We start from the raw sequence: 17,081 nt of genomic DNA, 5'->3' as shown, positions 1-17,081 counted from the left end.
CACCAAGCAAGGAACGCAAGCATGTCCTCCCTCCTTCTCGTTACCTCCAGCCCGCGCGGCGAAGAATCGGTCTCCAACAAGGTGTCCGCAGACCTCGCCAAGGCATTGGCTGCTCGTTCGGGCGCGGCCATCAACCACATCGACCTGGCAGCAAGCCCGCTGCCGCATCTCGACGAAGTCACCACCTCCGCCATCCGCAAGGCCCCGGCTGACCGCAGCCCGGCTGAAGCCGAAGCCGTGAAGACTTCGGACAAGCTGGTCGCCGACCTGTTTGCCGCCGATGAGATCGTCATCGGCACAGGCCTCATCAACTTCAACGTCTATTCCGGCATCAAGAGCTGGATCGACCATATTGCCCGCGCCGGCATCACCTTCCGCTACACCGCTGAAGGCCCGGAAGGTCTGGTCAAGGGCAAGAAGGTATACATCGTTCTGGCATCCGCCGGCGTTTACTCCGAAGGTCCGGCCGCTCCGCTGAACCACGCCGTACCCTACCTGAAGACGGTTCTGGGCTTCATCGGCCTGACCGACGTGGAAGTCGTCTATGTGGAAGGCCTGGCCTTTGGTCCGGAAGCCGTTGAAAAGGCGCTTGCGTCCGCCAAGGCTCGCACGCAGCAGCTCGCCGCTTAATAGCAGCAGCCAGAATTACGAAGGCCAGCGGTTTTGCGACCGCTGGCCTTTTCGTTTGTCCATCAGATTGGATGTTACGTGGTGCGCGAGGCAGCACCATCGGCAAACAGTGAGGGGCCGTTCTGGTCGATGATCTGGCGGGCCTTGCGGAAGGTGCACTCCAGCGCGTCATCCAGCGAAGTGAACACATCGGCGCGCACGAAGGTCCGCACCAGGATCTGGCCTTCCACTTCCTTCTCGATGCGCCCAGCCAAACGATACTGCCCACCCTCCTTCATGGGTTCCGCAAAGATACGGCAACCTTCGTGGATCTGAGGCTCGCTCGCAGGGGTGGCCTTGCCTTCGGCCTTGCCGCCTGGGCCGCCGGAAAACAGGGAAAACAGATTGGAAAAGATGGATGCCATGATGCCTGCCTGAGGTGTTTATCGTTGATGCGACCATACACCACAAATGCCAGAGTTAAAGAGATGAGGCATGTGCAGGCGAGAGAAGGCCGCCGGATCATGTCCGGCGGCCTCAAGTGTCTCAATCACGTCACTTACTGGTTGGATGCAACAGGGCGTACCAGCGGCGTGATGCGTCGGATGGTGACGCGACGGTTTTCCTGGTTGGGTCCGTCGGTACGGACCTTCAGGTAGCGTTCGCCATAGCCTTGCGTCACCATATTTTCTGCCGGAATGCCATAGACCTCCGTCAACACTCGAGCGACCGATTCTGCGCGGCGGTCCGACAGGATCAGATTGCTTTCATCGGAACCGACAGCATCGGTATGACCTTCGATCAGGAAGGTTTCCGCAGGGTTTTTCTGCAGAACCTCCTGGATCGCGTTGGCCACCTTGCGCAACGTCGACGCCTGGTTCATCGGGATATCCGCACTGCCCGTGGCAAAGGTGATCGTATCGAGGTCGATACGGCGCATCTTGTCACGAATACGTGCCGAGTAGCGCACCTCGTCGATCGAGTAGACACGCTCGACACGTTCCACCGGCGGCTGTTCCAGGAAGCGGTAGTAATCCCGGTCCGGGTCGCTGGTCGTGTCAATGATGTACTCGCTGACCGGCACGGCAAGCCGCATCGGCGGCAGGTCGAGACCCGGATCGCGCCACTGGTAATCGCGGCCACGCTCTGCCTGCAGTTCCGGTGCATAGTAAAGAACCACTTCGTCACCGCGACGATCCACGCGCGAACGCTGGATGATGTCGCCGTAACGGTTGCGGATCGTCACGATACGCACGCCGTCATCGCGCTCGATGATTTCGCGCACGCGGTCGCCCGGCAGGCTTTCATATTGCGGACGATAGCCCTCATCGTAGAACCGACGGTCATCGTCATGACGCACGAAGACCTGGTTGTTGTACTGGATGATGACGCGTCCATCCTGCTCGCGGGCTCGATCTTCGAAACCGGGAGGAAGCGCGAATTCGGGCGCGCGGTCCATGCGGCGTCCGCGTTCGGAAATCGCTGGCTCGATGCGGATCGGTGCCTGCTGAGCACCGCGGAAAGCCTGCGCATCGGCATCGGTGCGCGGCGGCGGTCCGGGAGGCGCCATAGGCGGCTGAGCGGCAAGCGGTGCCTGACCGGGCTGGGGTGCCGGTGCTCCGGGAGGCGGTGGCGGCAGACCGGGACGCTGACCGGCAGGCGCCGGAGCACCCGGAGGCGGCGGTGGCGGTGCCACGGCCGCATCCTTGGCGCTATCAAGCACCGGCGCACCGTTCTGGACCGGCAACACGACCGGCTGGTTGGCGGGTGCCGCAGCCGGATTGTTGGCAATCCGCTTGGCCCGCTCAATATCCTGCGGAGTCTGCGGTGTTTGTGGCGCAGCAGCGGTCGCAGGCTGAGGCGCGCCGGGCGGCGGCGGTGGAACAGGACGTCCCGTCTGGTCTGCCGGCGCCGGCGGTCTTGGGGCACCGGGCGGTGGTGGAACAGGTCGCTGACCCTCCGGACCCGGAACGGGTGGACGCTGAGCGCCATTGCCGGGCGCACCGTTTGCAGGCGGAAGACGCGGCGGTTCACCGGCTTCCGGCGGTGGCGGTGGCGGAGCAGCACCGGCAGGAGGCGCCGGTGGTGCCGGCGGCTTGGGCGCACCCGGTTCTCCAGCGCGGGGTTCTGGGGCACGTGGGGCCGGTGGCTCGCCAGGCTTGGCAGCCTCGGGCGCCGGCGGTTTTGCAGCGGGACCCGGAGGCGGCGGCGGAGCGACCTTTTCAGCCGGTGCTGCCTCGCGAGGCTTCTGGGCAGGCTCGGCGGGCGCTGCAGCGCGTGGTGCGGGCGGTTCCGGTTTGGCCGGTTCGGGCTTCGGAGGTTCACCCTTCAAGGCTGGCGGCTGCGGGCGCTCACTACCGGCGGGCGGCACCGGCGGCTTCGGCGGTTCCGGGGCACGCTCTGGGGCAGCAGCCTTGGGCGCAGGCGGCGGCGGTGATGGTTCAGTCTTCTTCGGCTCCGGTGTAGGAGGACGTGGCGCAGGCTCCTGAGGGGCCGGACGAGGCTCAGCCTTTGGCTCTGGGCGCGGTTCTGCCTTGGGCTCTGGGCGCGGTTCGGCTTTCGGTTCAGCGCGCGGCGGCTCGGCCGGAGGACGCGGAGCTTCAGGTCTCTGGCCTTCAGGTCGTTGGCCTTCGGGTCGTTGACCCTCCGGGCGTGGCTGGCCCTCGGGGCGCTGGCCATGCGGCTGACCTTCCGGCGCTCCCTTGCGCTGCTCTTCCTGCTGACGCTTGCGCTTCAGCAATTCTTCTTCCTGCGGATCCGGTGCTGGTGCCTGCACAGGCACGACAAGCACAGATGGGCCGGAACGCTCTATGGCATTCATCACGCCAGGAACACCGGCGAGAGCGGATTGAACTGTGAGAGTAACGCTGAGGATGGGCATCGCCACACTGGCGAGCAATCTGGTTTTCTTGGACAATTGGATCTCCCTAGGTGGTCCCGGGTTTCGTCCCTGCACTCACCGGTGGAAAGTTGTTTCTCCGCCGGTCACCATTTTGGCGGCGCCTCAACGGACAGTCTGCGCAAATGGTTCCCGATGGGGCGCCCTACGGCCTGAACAATGGCTGAATGCGACTGGCAGCAGCCATTCATAAAGGCTGCTAAAACTTTGTTTCTGATAGAAAAATTGGCTTTACTTCGCCATCCATTAAGCCTCGCTTAAGTTCGAAATGCTTCCATTTTCGAATGCGCAGGCCACCCTGCGCATGCAACCAAATGAGGGAAACAGCATGAACCAAGACATGGAACTGATGCTGAAGGGCTATGGCCTGACCACCGCCCAAATCTTCTACCGGATGCCCGATCACCCGACATTGCTTCAAACCTATCTTTGGCAGCATTATGATCTGGCCCCTGACTTTCCCGAGATGCAGAACTTCCTGAAATTCTGGCAGGAGAAACTGGATGGGCCGCTCCATTCGGTTCGCTACGTTCATCGCAAGTTGATCGCCGCCAATGAATGGCGCGCGCTGAAGGGCGAGTTCATCCTGCACTGACCGATCCATCAGCCTCGGACCCCGCATTCGCCTTGCCAAGCAGGCTGGCTGCACGTAAACCGGCGCGCAAACACCTTTGGAAGGTATGGGTCCGATGAAGAAGATCGACGAAGACGCCCTGGCGGAAGCCTATAACCGTGCGCTGGCGCATGAAAAGGCCGGCGAGATCGATGCTGCCGTTGCCGCCTACCACGAGGTTCTGGAACTCGACCCGGACGACCATGGCGGTGCGGCCGTGCGTCTCGCGGCCCTTGGTCGTGGTGAAACGCCGCCCAAGGCGCCTGACGCCTATGTGGAAACCCTGTTCGATCAGCATGCCGAAAGCTTTGAGGATATTCTTGTCGAACAGCTGGGTTATGCGGTCCCGGTTCTCTTGCGCCAGCGCCTGCAGGCGCTTTCGCTCGGACCGTTCAAACGCCTGCTCGATCTCGGCTGTGGCACGGGTCTGACCGGTGGCACGCTCCGCGACATGGTGGAGGATGCGACCGGCATCGACATCTCCGAAAACATGGTCGAGATCGCCCATGAAAAGGATCTCTACGAGACGCTCTATGTCGCAGAAGTCGAGGACTTTCTGGAAGACAATGACGACGAGCCTTTCGACCTGATCACGGCAACCGATGTCCTGCCCTATCTCGGTGCGCTGGAGCCGCTCTTCTTCGGTGCAGCCGAAAATATGGTGCCCGGCGGCATCCTCGCCTTCTCATCAGAGACACTGCCGGCAGATGTGCTTGGGGACAAGCCCTATATGGTCGGCACGCACCAGCGCTTCGCCCACTCAGAGGCTTACGTCCGCAATCGGCTAGCCGATACGGGCTTCGAGGTTCTGGAAGTCAGCGACATCAATGTGCGCATGCAGGACGGCGAACCGACGCCCGGCCATCTGGTGATTGCCAAGCTGAAAGGCTGATCGACAGTAGAGGCCAATAATACAACGTAAAATTTGACTCGACTCCGCCGCAACCAAAGGTAAACTGCAACCATCGCGGCTGCGGCGGGGGCTCAAATGGCCGATTGGGTTGCAATATACCATACAGATGGGTTGCTCGGCCTTGCGCGCACCGCGCTTCTGCCCGGTAACGTCGAACACACAGCTGCATTGTTATGCGCGTTTCTGATCCCGGTGCTTCTGATCTTTACCCGGAATGAGGTGCGCCTGCGGCGTCTCAAGACTCTGTCCGATTTTATCGGCTCGTATCCGACGACAAAAGGGAAGGTGCCCTGGCTACAATCACCCATCACTCAGTCAGCGAATGCGACCACTGGCACTGAGGCCAGTCCGGGGGCCACAGCGTCGGCCAAGGCGTCTGGCGATAATACCCCCGATGGAAACGAGATGGACTGGATCTCGAATCCGGCTCTGGAATTCGTCACCTCCAAGTACCTGACAGACCTTTTGCCGAATGATAACGATCACCAGCCACAGCTCCGCGCGAAAGGTGCGCCGGAAGTCGTGGCACAGATCGCGAGCGCCACGAAGCGCGCGCACGCCTTCGGGAATCGCGGTGACTTCCAGCTGCTGATCTCATCGCTCGGCTTTGCGATACTGTGCTATGCGGGGTTTCTGGCGCTCTACACTGTCATCATCAACGGCTTGCAGTTGCCGCTCGGCACTGGCACGCCGTGTCCGGTTCCAGCAGAGCTACAACTTTGCCCTATCCTGGCGGCCTGCCCCACCCCTATCGCAAGCGGCCAGTTGATGATCGTGGGAGCGCTCACATTCGCAGGCGCTTTCATCTCCGCCATGCGCATGTTCATTCGCAGCCTCTGCGTGTTCGATCTGTCGGCGTCGACCTTTTTGCGACAGTCGGTTGAAATGCTGGCATCGGTGATTATCGTCTTGATGCTGTATCGTGCGTTTCCCGATCCGGCCAAAGCAGTGGCAGATATCGTCTCAGGCAGCACCACCGCAACACCCTGCGGTCAGGTGCCCTGGGTGTGGATCGCGCTCGCTCCTTTACTCGGCTTGATGCCGGAAAGTGCAACGAAATTCCTGATCCTGAAGATGCAGGCCTTCGTGAAATGGATCAAGATCGAGGACGACCGATACAATGAAGTGACCCGGCTCATTCCGCTGGATGTCATTGATGGCATCGATTTCTGGACGCGTTTTCGTCTGGAAGAATGCGGCATCTATGATGTTCAGAATTTGGCCACCTGCAATCCGATCCAACTCTATATCGAGTCACCCTACGGGATTTACCAGACTGTAGACTGGGTGGCGCAGGCGCAACTCTGCGCGCTGCTGGGGCTCGACCGCTTCCTGCTGCTGCGGGAATTCCACATCAGAACCATCTTCGATCTGGAGCGCGCCATCGATTATGGGCCTGAGGAACAGAGCAAAACCGGCCCGGCAAACGCGGCAACGGCATCCAAAAAGAATGAAGCAGAACAAGAGAGAGTCGAGGGCGCAGAAGCTGCAGGCAACGCAGAAATGCGTGATGGAAACGATCAGGCAAACGTTGCAGACGTCAAACCACCGGAACCCGCGAAGCCAGCTTTGGCAACACCAACATCGCCGCCAGACGAGTTCGATGTCATCTATGCGGGCATCCTGTTTGCCGCGACCTCAAAAATGCGACGTGTGGCAGAAATCGGCGGCATGTCGCTTTTGATATCAAGCGGCACTGACGAAATGCCAGACATTGGCACCGTCGGCCTGGATGAATACTGCCTTTGGGCACGTCGCTACATCGGTGGGAACAAGGATCAAACCAAGGTCTGCGTTGAAGCACTGTTGCGGTGGATGTGCGATGATCTGCATGTCAGGCGGCTGCGACGCATTTGGCAGGAGATCGGCGACAGCTTAGGTCCGCGTTCGGAGCGGTTATCCCGACCGCGTGGCTACATATCACCCAAGACAACCTCTTGAGACATCAGCCTAAGGCTTGAAACTTGAAAGAAGCGCCTCGATGACGGTCGCCCCGCCGATCGGGGCGATGAACAGCGTCACGACATTGAAGGCGATGATCCACAGGAGCGTCTTTTGCTGACGGGGTGTCAGCTGGCGCTTTGGCGGTTGTTCCGGCGGAGGGTCAGGCCGCCGGCTGTAATATCCATTAAGGTCGCGAAACATGGCCTTTCGGTCCCTTGAAGCACTGGCCGGACTATGCCCGCCCGTGGGTCACGTCGTTTCATTTCGTAGTCATTACTGACATGCCGCCCATTCGGATCATCGCGCCTCAGGCAACAATGCGCACGCCACCCTCGGCATAGTCACCGCCCGCTGGCCAATCATCGCTGGAGGCCAAAGCGTTACGCCCCATCGAACGCGGTGCAATCTTTTTGCTCGTGGCGTTTGCCGCAACCTCCCGCACCGGTGCTTGCGCGGGCACGGAAGCCTGGCGCCGGTTGGTCTCTACCCGGAAGAAGGCGATGGAAGCCTGCAACTCCTCGGCCTGGGCGGAAAGTTCTTCCGCAGTGCCCGACATTTCCTCCGATGCCCCTGCATTCTGCTGGGTCACCTTATCCAGTTGCAGAATGGCCTCGTTGATCTGCGATGCACCCACATCCTGCTCACGACAGGCCACGGAGATCTCTGCAATCAGTTCGGCGGTCCGGCGTATATCCGGTACGAGCCGGCCGAGCTTTTCACCCGCATCCGTCGCAAGTCGAACCGTCTGCCCGGATAGACCGGAAATCTCCGCTGCCGCCACCTGGCTACGCTCCGCCAGCTTGCGCACTTCGGATGCGACAACCGCAAAGCCCTTGCCATGCTCGCCGGCGCGGGCGGCTTCGACTGCGGCGTTGAGCGCCAGCAGATCGGTCTGGCGGGCAATCTCCTGCACAATCCCGATCTTGTCGGCGATGGTGCGCATCGCATTGACGGCGTCGCTGACCGCCTGCCCGCTGACTTCAGCGTTTTGCGCCGACTGCCGCGCAATTGTCTCCGTCTGGGCGGCGTTGTCTGCATTCTGCTTGATATTGGCAGCCATCTGCTCCATCGCAGCCGAGGCTTCCTCGGCGGCCGCGGCCTGTTCCGTTGCCCCTTGCGACAGCTGTTCGGACCCTGCGGACAATTGCTGGCTACCGGAGGAAACGTTGGAAGAGGCAGACAGTGCATCTCCCACAACTGTCCGCAACCGCTCGATCATCATGTTGACGAAGGTCAGCAATTCCCCGATCTCATCCTTCGATTTAACGGGAGCAAGCGTCGTCAGGTCCCCTTCAGACACCGACCTGACGGCCTCGACGGCGCTGCGAAGCCCCCGTGTGACGGACATCATGATCCAGACAGCCAGAGCCGTAGCAACCGCAAACCCAATCACCACGGCTGCAAGCATAGCTTCACGGGTTTCTTCGTATTCCTCGTCGCCAGCAGCGTTCTTTTCCGTAATCTGCTGTTGGTTGGTTATGACGCGTTTTTCGACGATATTATCCACCTGCTCGCTGAGTTGTCGGAACTCGCCGTTGAGCAAGCGGAATGCCTGTTCGCGATCACCTGACTTCACCAAGGCCTGTACGCGATCGCCGAAGCCATACATCTGTTTGGCAATCTCGGTCACATCACGATAGGCTTTCTTCCCGTCTTCGGAGATCGCAGCCTGCATCAGCCACGCGGCCTGATCGAGCAGGTCCTTTCGGTCGGCGGCAATCTGCCTTGCAAGAACGGCCGCAGCATCGGGCGTTGTCACGAAGACGGAGTTGGTTTCGTTTTGAACGAGCCGCATTTTCGTAACCTGCAGGGCCAATGCCTTCTGCTGGCGCAGCATCGGCCCGTTGGTCATCTCATCGATCAGACCATTGATCTTGCCGAGGCTGATGATCCCAAAGATGGAGATTCCAACCAGGAGCGCGAGCAGAAAACCAAATGCCAATAAAAGTTTGAACTTCAGAGACATACGCATCCGGACACCTTCCCTTGACCATGACATTGTGCGGGGCAAACCCCTCTTGCGAACACACGTCCTCGCCCCACCCATTGGGCAGGTTAACAAACACAGAGAGAACAAGAGACCGTCGCGTATCTCAATATAACGCGCGGTCGTTGAGCTTAACTCACAGGTTTGGAAGCCAAACCGGTGCACGAGACGTGACTAGCGTCGATGCCGCTGCCGATTTAATCGATCGCGACGACAAGAGATCTCAACGAAAACATGCCGCCGCATCGATCATTGCAATATAATCACCGTTTTATTTAAATATGAGAATATTGTCATATTATTTCACAATGGTTAAACGCAACCGGAATTATCATAATGGATAATTCGTAGCGCAGCAGTTGCAGCGCTCAAACAGGATCTTCCAAGCGCATCGATCGGCGCACTACCCACCGGCATCGCGACGCTATAGATTGCGATGGATTCTGGATCACAAGGCAGCAGGAAGGAGCACGATCGCGGCCTCCTCTCGCCTGCCCCAGGCCCCTCAATGCCGAACAACGCAATTGGAATGGATCAATGGATTATCTTGTCTTCAAGGCGCTGCATGTCATTTCGATCGTCATCCTGGTCGGCGGCATGCTGATCAACGGGTTCGTTATAGGCATGGTGCCTGCGCCGATCCGTGGCGGCGTCATTACCGCGCTACGCCGTTACGACCGTTACATTACCAATGGTGCTCTGGCGGGAACCTGGGTGTTTGGTCTGATCCTTGCGATCAAATATGTCGGCTTTTCGGGCGGCTGGCTGCATTTGAAGCTCCTGATCGTGGTGATGCTCTCGGCTCTGTCAGGCATGCAGACGGCGTGGCTGCGTCGCATGGAAGCCAATCCGCTGCTCGATCCGCCAGCCTTCGTGCGCCAGAGCGTTCCGATCGTGCTGGCTTCGTCAGCAGTGATTGCAGTTCTGGTGGTGATCAAGCCGTTCTAGGAGCAATGCCCGGCGAAAGTTGAGGCCATCCGCGCTAGCGTGAAATTTACCGAACAGCAGCCTTAAATTATATTTAAGCAGTTCGAAATATTTTTAGCGGATCGGTCACGGCTGGAGCCATTTATGCTGAATTTTCTTTCACCTAAGACAGACTTCCGTCAGGAACTTGCAGCTTTTGTCTTTGAAAATTCGCCGGACGCCTACTGCGTCATTCGCGAAGGACGGGTGATTGAGTTCAACAAGGCCTTCAGTACCGTCATGCGGCAGCCGCCGGAGAAACTGAAAGGCCTGTCACCGGCTGATTTTTCGCCTGAACGCCAGTTCGGCGGCCGACGGTCCGATGAGTTGGCGGGTGAATATATCAGCACAGCGATGCGTGACGGTCATTGCCGGTTTGAGTGGGAAATCCGCCGTCACGACGGTTCCATTTTCTACGTCCTTGTCACCCTGATGCGCTGGCAGCGGCAGGACGAGAAGCTGCTCATCTTCATCTGGCAGGATATCGATGAGATGGTGCGCCTGCGCGAAGAGGACAAACTTCGCCGCGCGCGCGAAGCCAAGGAAGCGGAAGAGGACCAATTCGCAATCGGCAAGCTGGCTGAAGGCCTTAACGCCATGGCCAAGGGTGACCTGACCCGTCGCATCGACACAGCCTTCTCCGCGAAGTCAGATGGTCTGCGCCAGAACTTCAACGCCACCACCGAACAGCTGCGCACCCTGCTGGACCAGGTCTCCTCGGCCTCCGTAACCGTACTTCATGCCTGCCGCGAAGTCGGCGCTGCCGCCACCAACCTTGCCACCCGCACCGAAAGACAAGCGGCCAGTGTCGAAGAGGCATCCGGTGCACTCTCGCAGATCGTCGGCAATGTCAGCGAGGCTACCAACTCGGCGCAAAGCGCGAAGAAGACGATCGACCATGCCCAGAAGGATGGTGACAGCGCCCAAGCCATCGTTTCCAAGGCCATTGCCGCCATGGAAGAGATTGCTCGTTCGTCCTCAGAAATCGGCAAGATCATCGGCGTGATCGATGAGATCGCCTTCCAGACCAATCTGTTGGCTCTCAATGCGGGTGTTGAAGCCGCGCGCGCTGGTGAGGCAGGCAAGGGTTTTGCGGTCGTCGCACAGGAAGTGCGCGAACTGGCACAACGCTCCGCCGCAGCAGCCAAGGAAATCCGTTCGCTCATCACCTCTTCCAATCAGCAGGTCAATGCCGGTGTCGGCCTTGTGGATGAGACGGGTCACGCCCTGGAACGCATCGTCTCCCATATTGGCGTGATTGATGGGGTTGTTGGAAAAATTGAGCAGACATCGCGCGACCAAGAGGCGACGATCCGCGAAATCGATGCCGTCATCCGCCAGATCGATCATGTGACGCAGCAGAACGCGGCCATGGTGGAAGAGACGGCTGCCGCATCAACATCGATGGCCAATGACATGGGCGAGATTACGAACCTGCTGTCCGCCTTCAATACCGGCCGCAGTGCTCATACAGACAGGCGCCGTTCCGCCTAAACCAATAGCCTGACACGGAACGACCACCGTCAGATGGATGCATAAGGCCCTTTGCGGGGAAGCAAAAGGCGAGACGGAAGCAATCTCGCCTCCTCGTTCGGATCCGCAACCGGTTGATCCCATTTGCCTTTCAATCGATCCTCGGATGGCGCCCGAGGACGACGGCGAAGAAAATTTTCCCCGCCCCCGAAACCCGTGCCTACAATCCTCCCGTTCCGCAGCGGATACACCGGCAGGCGTGCCGGCGATGCGGGGCCGGTTCGGGTCATGAGGATAGGGCGCAAAGCCTCATGATCCGGGTCCGCGAAACTTGAGTCCCCCTCCGGCGACACGGGCGGAGAGGATGCGCGTCGGACGTCAGCGCGGCCTCTTCGACATACCCAGCGGCGCGCCGGACGTGCCTGTGTGGCACACAAGGGGAAGACGGGTTCGGGCTCGCATCGCCCGTTGTCCGCCTGCTCGGCTCCTCTGGGGCCAGCGGGAACGGCGATGGCAAACGGCTCGATCCGATCTTCCAGTCAGAGGGACCCCACCCGCGGGCAGAAACAACCGAACGGGGCGCTGAGAGGTGCTACCTATAAACTACAATACGAGGCAGCTTTCAGCGCCCCGGCCGAAATACCCGCATGCTCAGGAAAAGTGTGAAGCGGTTTTCCACCCGGAGCATGCGGCAAGAACAGAAACCAAACCACGGGCCGTTAGGTCGCGTGATCGCCAGCGCTTGGCCGTTCTTTGACAGCCCAAAACGCAAATGGCTCCCCCTTCGCCGGGAGAGCCATCGAAGATGCCATCAGGCCGGCGTCTATCAGAAGTGATAGTTTACGCCAGCGGTGATGGTGTGGTCATGCACATCGCGCTCGGAGCCGACGCCATTGGCGAAGCTGCGGACATTCGGCGTGCCGGTGTAGTTATACTCAACCTTGGCTGAGAGCTTTTCATTCAGCTTCTGCTCGACGCCAACGCCGAGAATGTAGCCCGGCTTCCAGCCATCCGGACCAGAAATGCCGTTGGCATCGCGGTAGTTGGTCATGGCAAGACCGGTCGTTCCGTAGATCAGCGTCTGGCCCATCGGCACACCGGCCTTGGCCTTCAGGCCGAGGCGATGACGTTCCTTGAGGTTGCCGCCATCGACGCGCACATTGGCGTCACCGAGATAGGACAGATCGGCTTCACCGCCAACGACGACACCGCCAACATCGGCGTTGTAGCCGCCCTGGATACCGCCATCAAAGCCCTTGCCGCTGTTGAAGGGGTTCAGGTGACGGGATGCCATACCGGCATGGCCGCCCACATAGGCGCCGTTCCAGTCATTGTTGGTGTTGACCATCGGGTCGTTGGAGACCGGAGGATTGTAAGAGGCCGCGAGATCCGCAGCCGAAACGGACGTGGTGAGAAGGGAAGCGGAAAGACCGGACAGAACGGCCAGCGCAAGCGTGGTTTTCAACATGAGACTACTCCGTACACAGCCTGCGAATGGCCCATGCGCAGGCGACCATGGATATCGAACCGAAGGACCGACGTTTCCCCCCGCCCCATGGGACAGCGTCATCGCCTCGGTGCCATGCCTAAGGTTATTTTCATGAAAGTATAAACGCATCCTTAACCAGACCGGCACGGACGAGCTATCATGATAAAGAATCTGCTCACCATGCCGTGAGGCGCAAAAAGGCCGGTAAACCGCCACTTTTCCGCCGTCTCGGTTACCGAGCGCGCATGTGAAATCCGCAGCGACAATAAGTTCGACATGGTGACGAATGAATTTGTCTGCTATCAGACCGTCGGGAGGTCGGATGCATATCAGGTTCAAGCGATGACCCCAGCCACACCCGCTCCTCCGTCTCTTCGTCGAACCCAAAGCAAGTCCTTGCCGGATATGGGTGCTGACACCAACAAGGCGAAGGCGGCGGTGCTGATGCTGACGGCAGTGTCGCTGTTTGCCTGCCTTGATAGTTCGGCCAAGATTGCCAGCCGGGAATTGCCGGCCTTTGAAGTCGTCTGGGTGCGGTTCGCGCTCCATTTCCTCTTCGCCGGAATTGCACTTAATCCGTGGCGGACGCCGGAAGCCTGGCGCACCAACAATCCGAAACTGCAGGTCATCCGGGCACTGATCCAGATCGTCTGCACGGTGCTCAACTTTCTGGCGCTGGGTTACCTGCAGATCGCCCAGACGCTCTCTATCCAGTTTACCGGACCGGCCTTCGTGACGCTTTTGTCCATCTTCTGGCTTGGCGAAAAAGTGGGGCGCTATCGCTGGACGGCGATCGGCATCAGCTTCATCGGCGTACTGGTAATCACCCGCCCCGCGCCCGGCAGCATCAATCCCGCCTTCGGCATCATCCTCGCATCCGTCATCGTCGGCTCCGCCTATTCCATCATCACGCGACGGCTGACCAGCAGCGATTCGCCCGGCAGCATGCTGTTGATCATGGCCGCCCTGCCCGCCCTCATCCTCACGCCGCTGATGCCCTTCATCTGGATCTGGCCACGGAATGCCGCCACCTGGATAGGGCTTGCCGGCGCCGGCTTCTTCGGCGCGCTCAGCCATTACTTCTACATACAGGCGCATCGCCACGCGCCGGCCTCCTTCCTGGCGCCGCTGGCCTATTTCCAGTTTCTCGCGGTGCTGGTGCTCGGCTTCGTGTTCTTCGGCGATATCCCCACCGTCTGGACACTGATCGGATCGATGATCCTGATGGGATCCGGCCTCTACATCTGGCACCGCGAAAGAGTTCTCGCCAAGACTACATGCGAAAATTGAGGTCTACCGGGCGCCGGTCATTGACACCGGTGTTTTTGCCCCGCTAATAATTCGTCAACATGCCGAACAAAAAAGGACGTCCCAAACGTGTCAGCTGATCTTGCGGCCGGTTCCGCCGCTCAGGGCCTTTCTCCGGCAAAGCCTCAACGCGTGGCGGCAGACAGCCGATCTGCCGGCTATGTCATCGGCGTAGATCTGGGCGGGACCAAGCTTCTGTGCGGCCTTGCCGATCTGGAAGGCCGCCTCCTTGCCACGCTTGAAGAACCGACCGAACACGGCGCCGGTGCGCCGGTTCTGGCGCAGATCGCGCGGCTCACGAAGCGCCTCGCAGCCGAGGCCGGCCTGCAGCCTCAGGATATCGCCCGCATCGTCGTGGGCGTGCCGAGCGTTGTTTCTCCCGAGACTGGCCTTGCCTCCCTCTCCCCCAATCTCGATCTCCCGACAGACAAACCCTTGGCTGAAGTGATCGCCGCGCATGTCGGCCTTCCGGTCACGGTTGAGAATGATGTCAACCTCGCCGCCTATGGTGAAGCCATGGCGGGTCTTGCGCGCGAAAGCCGTTCCATCGTCTTCATTTCCTTCGGCACCGGCGTTGGCATGGGCATCGTCATCAATGGCCAGTTGCTGCGCGGCGCCCATGGCCGGGCCGGCGAAATCGGCTTCCTCCCTGTCGGCAGCAATCCGCATGAAACGGCGCCCGGCAATGAGAACGGCGTGTTCGAAAGCCTGGTCGGTTCCGCTGCCATTCGGGAGCAATTCGCACGCCCGAGCGAAACGGTTGCGGATCTCTTTGCCCGCGCCGGCAAGGGCGATGCCGAAGCAGCAGAGGCGATCGACGAGATCGCGCGCATCTCTTCGGTCGGTCTTGCCGCCGTGCAGACGCTGATCGACCCTGCCCTGATCGTGGTGGGCGGCGGCATCGGCTCGCAGGAACCCTTCCTCGAGCGCCTACGCTACCATGTGCGCCCGCTTCTGCCCTTCCCGTGCCGGATCGAGCGCAGCCATTTTGGGCCGAAGGCGGGGTTGATCGGGTCCGTCATGCTGGCAGCCTACACCGCTACATCTGCCTCTTAAGGAAATGCACCCATGACTGAGACACCCCTTGCCCAAGCCTTGCGCGATGGTCAGGTGCGAAGCCAAGAACCGCTGCAGCTGGCCTTCATGGCACCGCGCCTGCAGGGGGATCTCTATCCTGAGAGCGGTCATCTGAAGCTCTCGCTCTGGGGCTGCGGCCACATGGCCAATATCTATACGAAGGCCTGGAACGGCCCCTTCACTTACGCGCCGAACCGTCTGGTTAGCGAAGGACAATCCATCCATGTGGCGCAATCGGCACCGGCTTTGTTGCTGCGGGGTGTCGAGCTTCGCTCCGTTCGCCCGGCCGCCCGCTGCGCCTGGTGGGGCACGCTGACCAAGCCGGACAAGATCGAGCGTCGCGGCAAGCGCCGCATCGCCACCACGCCCTGGGGCTTCACCATTGTCGAGACGCGCGACAACGGCGATATCGTGATTTCCGCAGGTGCCAGCCTTGAAGAAGCCGAGCGCGCGCAGGCTCTTTCGGCCGACACAATTATCGCGGAAGCGAATGCCTATATCGAACGGTGCGATATTCTGCCGACCGCCGGTCCGCTGATGCGCTCCATGGCGATCCAGAGTGCGCATGCCTCGCTGTCCGCCATTCGCCGCGCAGAAGACGGTAGCTTCCTGGGGCTGGCGGCCGGCCAGGCCTATTCGGCCCCGACCCGTACCTATTACCGCGACGGTTTCTGGACCCATCAGGCCCTGCTCTTCCTGCAGCCGGATGTCATTCGCGACCAGATCGACCTGCTGGCAACCGGCTTCCAAACGGATGGCGAGGCGCCAAGCGGCGTGATCCTGACCGGTCCGAAACAAGGTGAGGAATGGGACAAATTCCGCACCACTTCCCCGAGCTTCATGGAGCACCGGCGCCGGCTCGACTGGTGGAGCGATCACTTCGACAGCCCGCTCTTCTTCATCCTCACGGTTGGCGATTATGTCCGCGTCACCGGCGATGACGCACCGTTGAAAAAGCATTGGAAGCTGATCGAAGCCATCTACCGTCGTTATGTCAGCTTCGACGAGTTCGGCACCGGCCTGCCAATCAAGCCGCGGCACGACCGCGACTGGGCGGACAATGTCTACCGTCACGGCTATGTCGCCTACGATATCGGCCTGTGGATCGGCGCGCTCGACGTGATCGCCCGGTTCGGTGGCGCGGTAGACGCCGGTCTTGCCAAGGATGCCGCGGCTCTTGCCGAAAAGGCACGCGGCAATGTGGATGCCGCCATGTTGACCGAAGGTGGCTGGTATCACGATTACGGCTTGAAGGAGGAGTTCGTCGAGGATCACCTGACGCTCGACAGTCTTACCATGCTGCGCTTCGATGCAGCATCGAAGGAGCGGTCAATGACCATCCTGCAAAAGGCTGAGGCGCTTCTGGAAACCCGCAACAACGACAAGCAGCCCTTTGGCGATTGGGGCGTGATGTGCGCCTGGCCGCCTTTCAAGCGGGTTGCCGATACGCGTGCCAAATCCGCCTTCGCCTATCGCTATCACAATGGCTCCGACTGGCCCTATCTCTCCGGCCTCTATGCGGAGCAGCGCCTGAAGTTCGGCCTGGATGGCTGGGATTATCCGCTGTTGCGCTGGTGGAAGACAAGCCTTCAGAACGGCTGGATCGGCTCGGTGGAGTATTTCGCGCCGCCTTTCGGTCGCGGTTCGCTGCTGCAGGGCTGGACCGGCATGCATGCCGCGGCCATTCTGGCGCACAAGGGGACCGTGGAAAAGGCGATCGCGAGCGGCAAGGTCAGTGAATGACCGGAACCGGTTCGGCGGATTGTTCGTCAATCCGCCGAACCCTTTTCAGGTTTAAACTGT

The 17,081-nt window shown here is 60.2% G+C and carries 14 protein-coding genes; 9 read left to right on the top strand and 5 right to left on the bottom strand.

Going from position 1 to position 17,081, the window contains the following annotated elements:
• The first annotated feature begins 21 nt into the window (after window positions 1-21).
• Complete coding sequence (locus Q2T52_RS23440; RefSeq protein ID WP_302079344.1) at window positions 22-630, top strand: FMN-dependent NADH-azoreductase; 609 nt, start codon at window positions 22-24, stop codon at window positions 628-630.
• A gap of 74 nt (window positions 631-704) precedes the next feature.
• Here the strand turns inward: Q2T52_RS23440 and Q2T52_RS23435 are convergent, their stop codons facing one another.
• On the bottom strand, window positions 705-1,034 hold the full coding sequence (locus tag Q2T52_RS23435) for an HlyU family transcriptional regulator (protein WP_302079343.1): 330 nt from the start codon (window positions 1,032-1,034) through the stop codon (window positions 705-707).
• 134 nt (window positions 1,035-1,168) lie between these two features.
• The gene (locus Q2T52_RS23430) at window positions 1,169-3,526 is read right to left on the bottom strand and encodes an OmpA family protein (protein WP_367187358.1); all 2,358 of its coding nucleotides are present in this window, start codon (window positions 3,524-3,526) and stop codon (window positions 1,169-1,171) included.
• A gap of 310 nt (window positions 3,527-3,836) precedes the next feature.
• Here Q2T52_RS23430 and Q2T52_RS23425 point away from each other — a divergent pair, with 310 nt between their 5' ends.
• From Q2T52_RS23425 to Q2T52_RS23415, 3 genes are all read left to right on the top strand, one after another.
• Window positions 3,837-4,103, top strand: a complete 267-nt coding sequence (locus tag Q2T52_RS23425) for an usg protein (protein ID WP_302079342.1) — start codon at window positions 3,837-3,839, stop codon at window positions 4,101-4,103.
• An 85-nt stretch (window positions 4,104-4,188) separates the two neighbouring features.
• Window positions 4,189-5,013, top strand: coding sequence for a class I SAM-dependent methyltransferase (locus tag Q2T52_RS23420; protein ID WP_302079341.1), 825 nt, complete (start codon window positions 4,189-4,191; stop codon window positions 5,011-5,013).
• A 426-nt stretch (window positions 5,014-5,439) separates the two neighbouring features.
• A complete protein-coding gene (locus Q2T52_RS23415; protein ID WP_302079340.1) occupies window positions 5,440-6,975 on the top strand; it encodes a hypothetical protein in 1,536 nt (511 codons plus the stop codon).
• Between the two features lie 9 nt (window positions 6,976-6,984).
• On the opposite strand, the gene Q2T52_RS23410 is transcribed toward Q2T52_RS23415, so the two are convergent.
• Both Q2T52_RS23410 and Q2T52_RS23405 read right to left on the bottom strand, forming a co-directional pair.
• Window positions 6,985-7,179 (bottom strand): hypothetical protein, encoded by a 195-nt coding sequence (locus Q2T52_RS23410; protein WP_302079339.1) that lies wholly within the window; start codon window positions 7,177-7,179, stop codon window positions 6,985-6,987.
• A 106-nt stretch (window positions 7,180-7,285) separates the two neighbouring features.
• Window positions 7,286-8,950 carry a methyl-accepting chemotaxis protein gene (locus tag Q2T52_RS23405; RefSeq protein ID WP_302079338.1) on the bottom strand — a complete coding sequence of 555 codons (1,665 nt, stop codon included), beginning with the start codon at window positions 8,948-8,950 and terminating at the stop codon, window positions 7,286-7,288.
• A 552-nt stretch (window positions 8,951-9,502) separates the two neighbouring features.
• Between Q2T52_RS23405 and Q2T52_RS23400 the strand changes: the two genes are divergently transcribed.
• On the top strand, window positions 9,503-9,913 hold the full coding sequence (locus Q2T52_RS23400; RefSeq protein ID WP_302079337.1) for a CopD family protein: 411 nt from the start codon (window positions 9,503-9,505) through the stop codon (window positions 9,911-9,913).
• Window positions 9,914-10,036: 123 nt separating this feature from the next.
• Window positions 10,037-11,425 (top strand): methyl-accepting chemotaxis protein, encoded by a 1,389-nt coding sequence (locus Q2T52_RS23395; protein WP_302079336.1) that lies wholly within the window; start codon window positions 10,037-10,039, stop codon window positions 11,423-11,425.
• An 805-nt stretch (window positions 11,426-12,230) separates the two neighbouring features.
• On the opposite strand, the gene Q2T52_RS23390 is transcribed toward Q2T52_RS23395, so the two are convergent.
• Window positions 12,231-12,872: an outer membrane protein gene (locus tag Q2T52_RS23390; RefSeq protein WP_302079335.1), complete on the bottom strand. Its 642-nt coding sequence runs from the start codon at window positions 12,870-12,872 to the stop codon at window positions 12,231-12,233.
• 363 nt (window positions 12,873-13,235) lie between these two features.
• On the opposite strand from Q2T52_RS23390, the gene Q2T52_RS23385 reads away from it, so the two are divergent.
• The 3 genes from Q2T52_RS23385 (at window position 13,236) to Q2T52_RS23375 (ending at window position 17,021) form a co-directional block, all read left to right on the top strand.
• Window positions 13,236-14,183, top strand: a complete 948-nt coding sequence (locus Q2T52_RS23385) for a DMT family transporter (protein WP_302079334.1) — start codon at window positions 13,236-13,238, stop codon at window positions 14,181-14,183.
• Between the two features lie 87 nt (window positions 14,184-14,270).
• Entirely contained in the window at window positions 14,271-15,257 is a 987-nt protein-coding gene (locus tag Q2T52_RS23380; protein ID WP_302079333.1) for an ROK family protein, read from the top strand.
• A gap of 12 nt (window positions 15,258-15,269) precedes the next feature.
• Complete coding sequence (locus tag Q2T52_RS23375) at window positions 15,270-17,021, top strand: GH116 family glycosyl hydrolase (RefSeq protein WP_302079331.1); 1,752 nt, start codon at window positions 15,270-15,272, stop codon at window positions 17,019-17,021.
• Window positions 17,022-17,081 lie beyond the last annotated feature (60 nt).

It is taken from the genome of Rhizobium oryzicola (assembly GCF_030504645.1).
GTDB lineage: Bacteria > Pseudomonadota > Alphaproteobacteria > Rhizobiales > Rhizobiaceae > Neorhizobium > Neorhizobium oryzicola.
The sequence above is the reverse complement of the archived record's forward strand: the minus strand, read 5'-3'. Positions and strand labels throughout refer to the sequence as shown.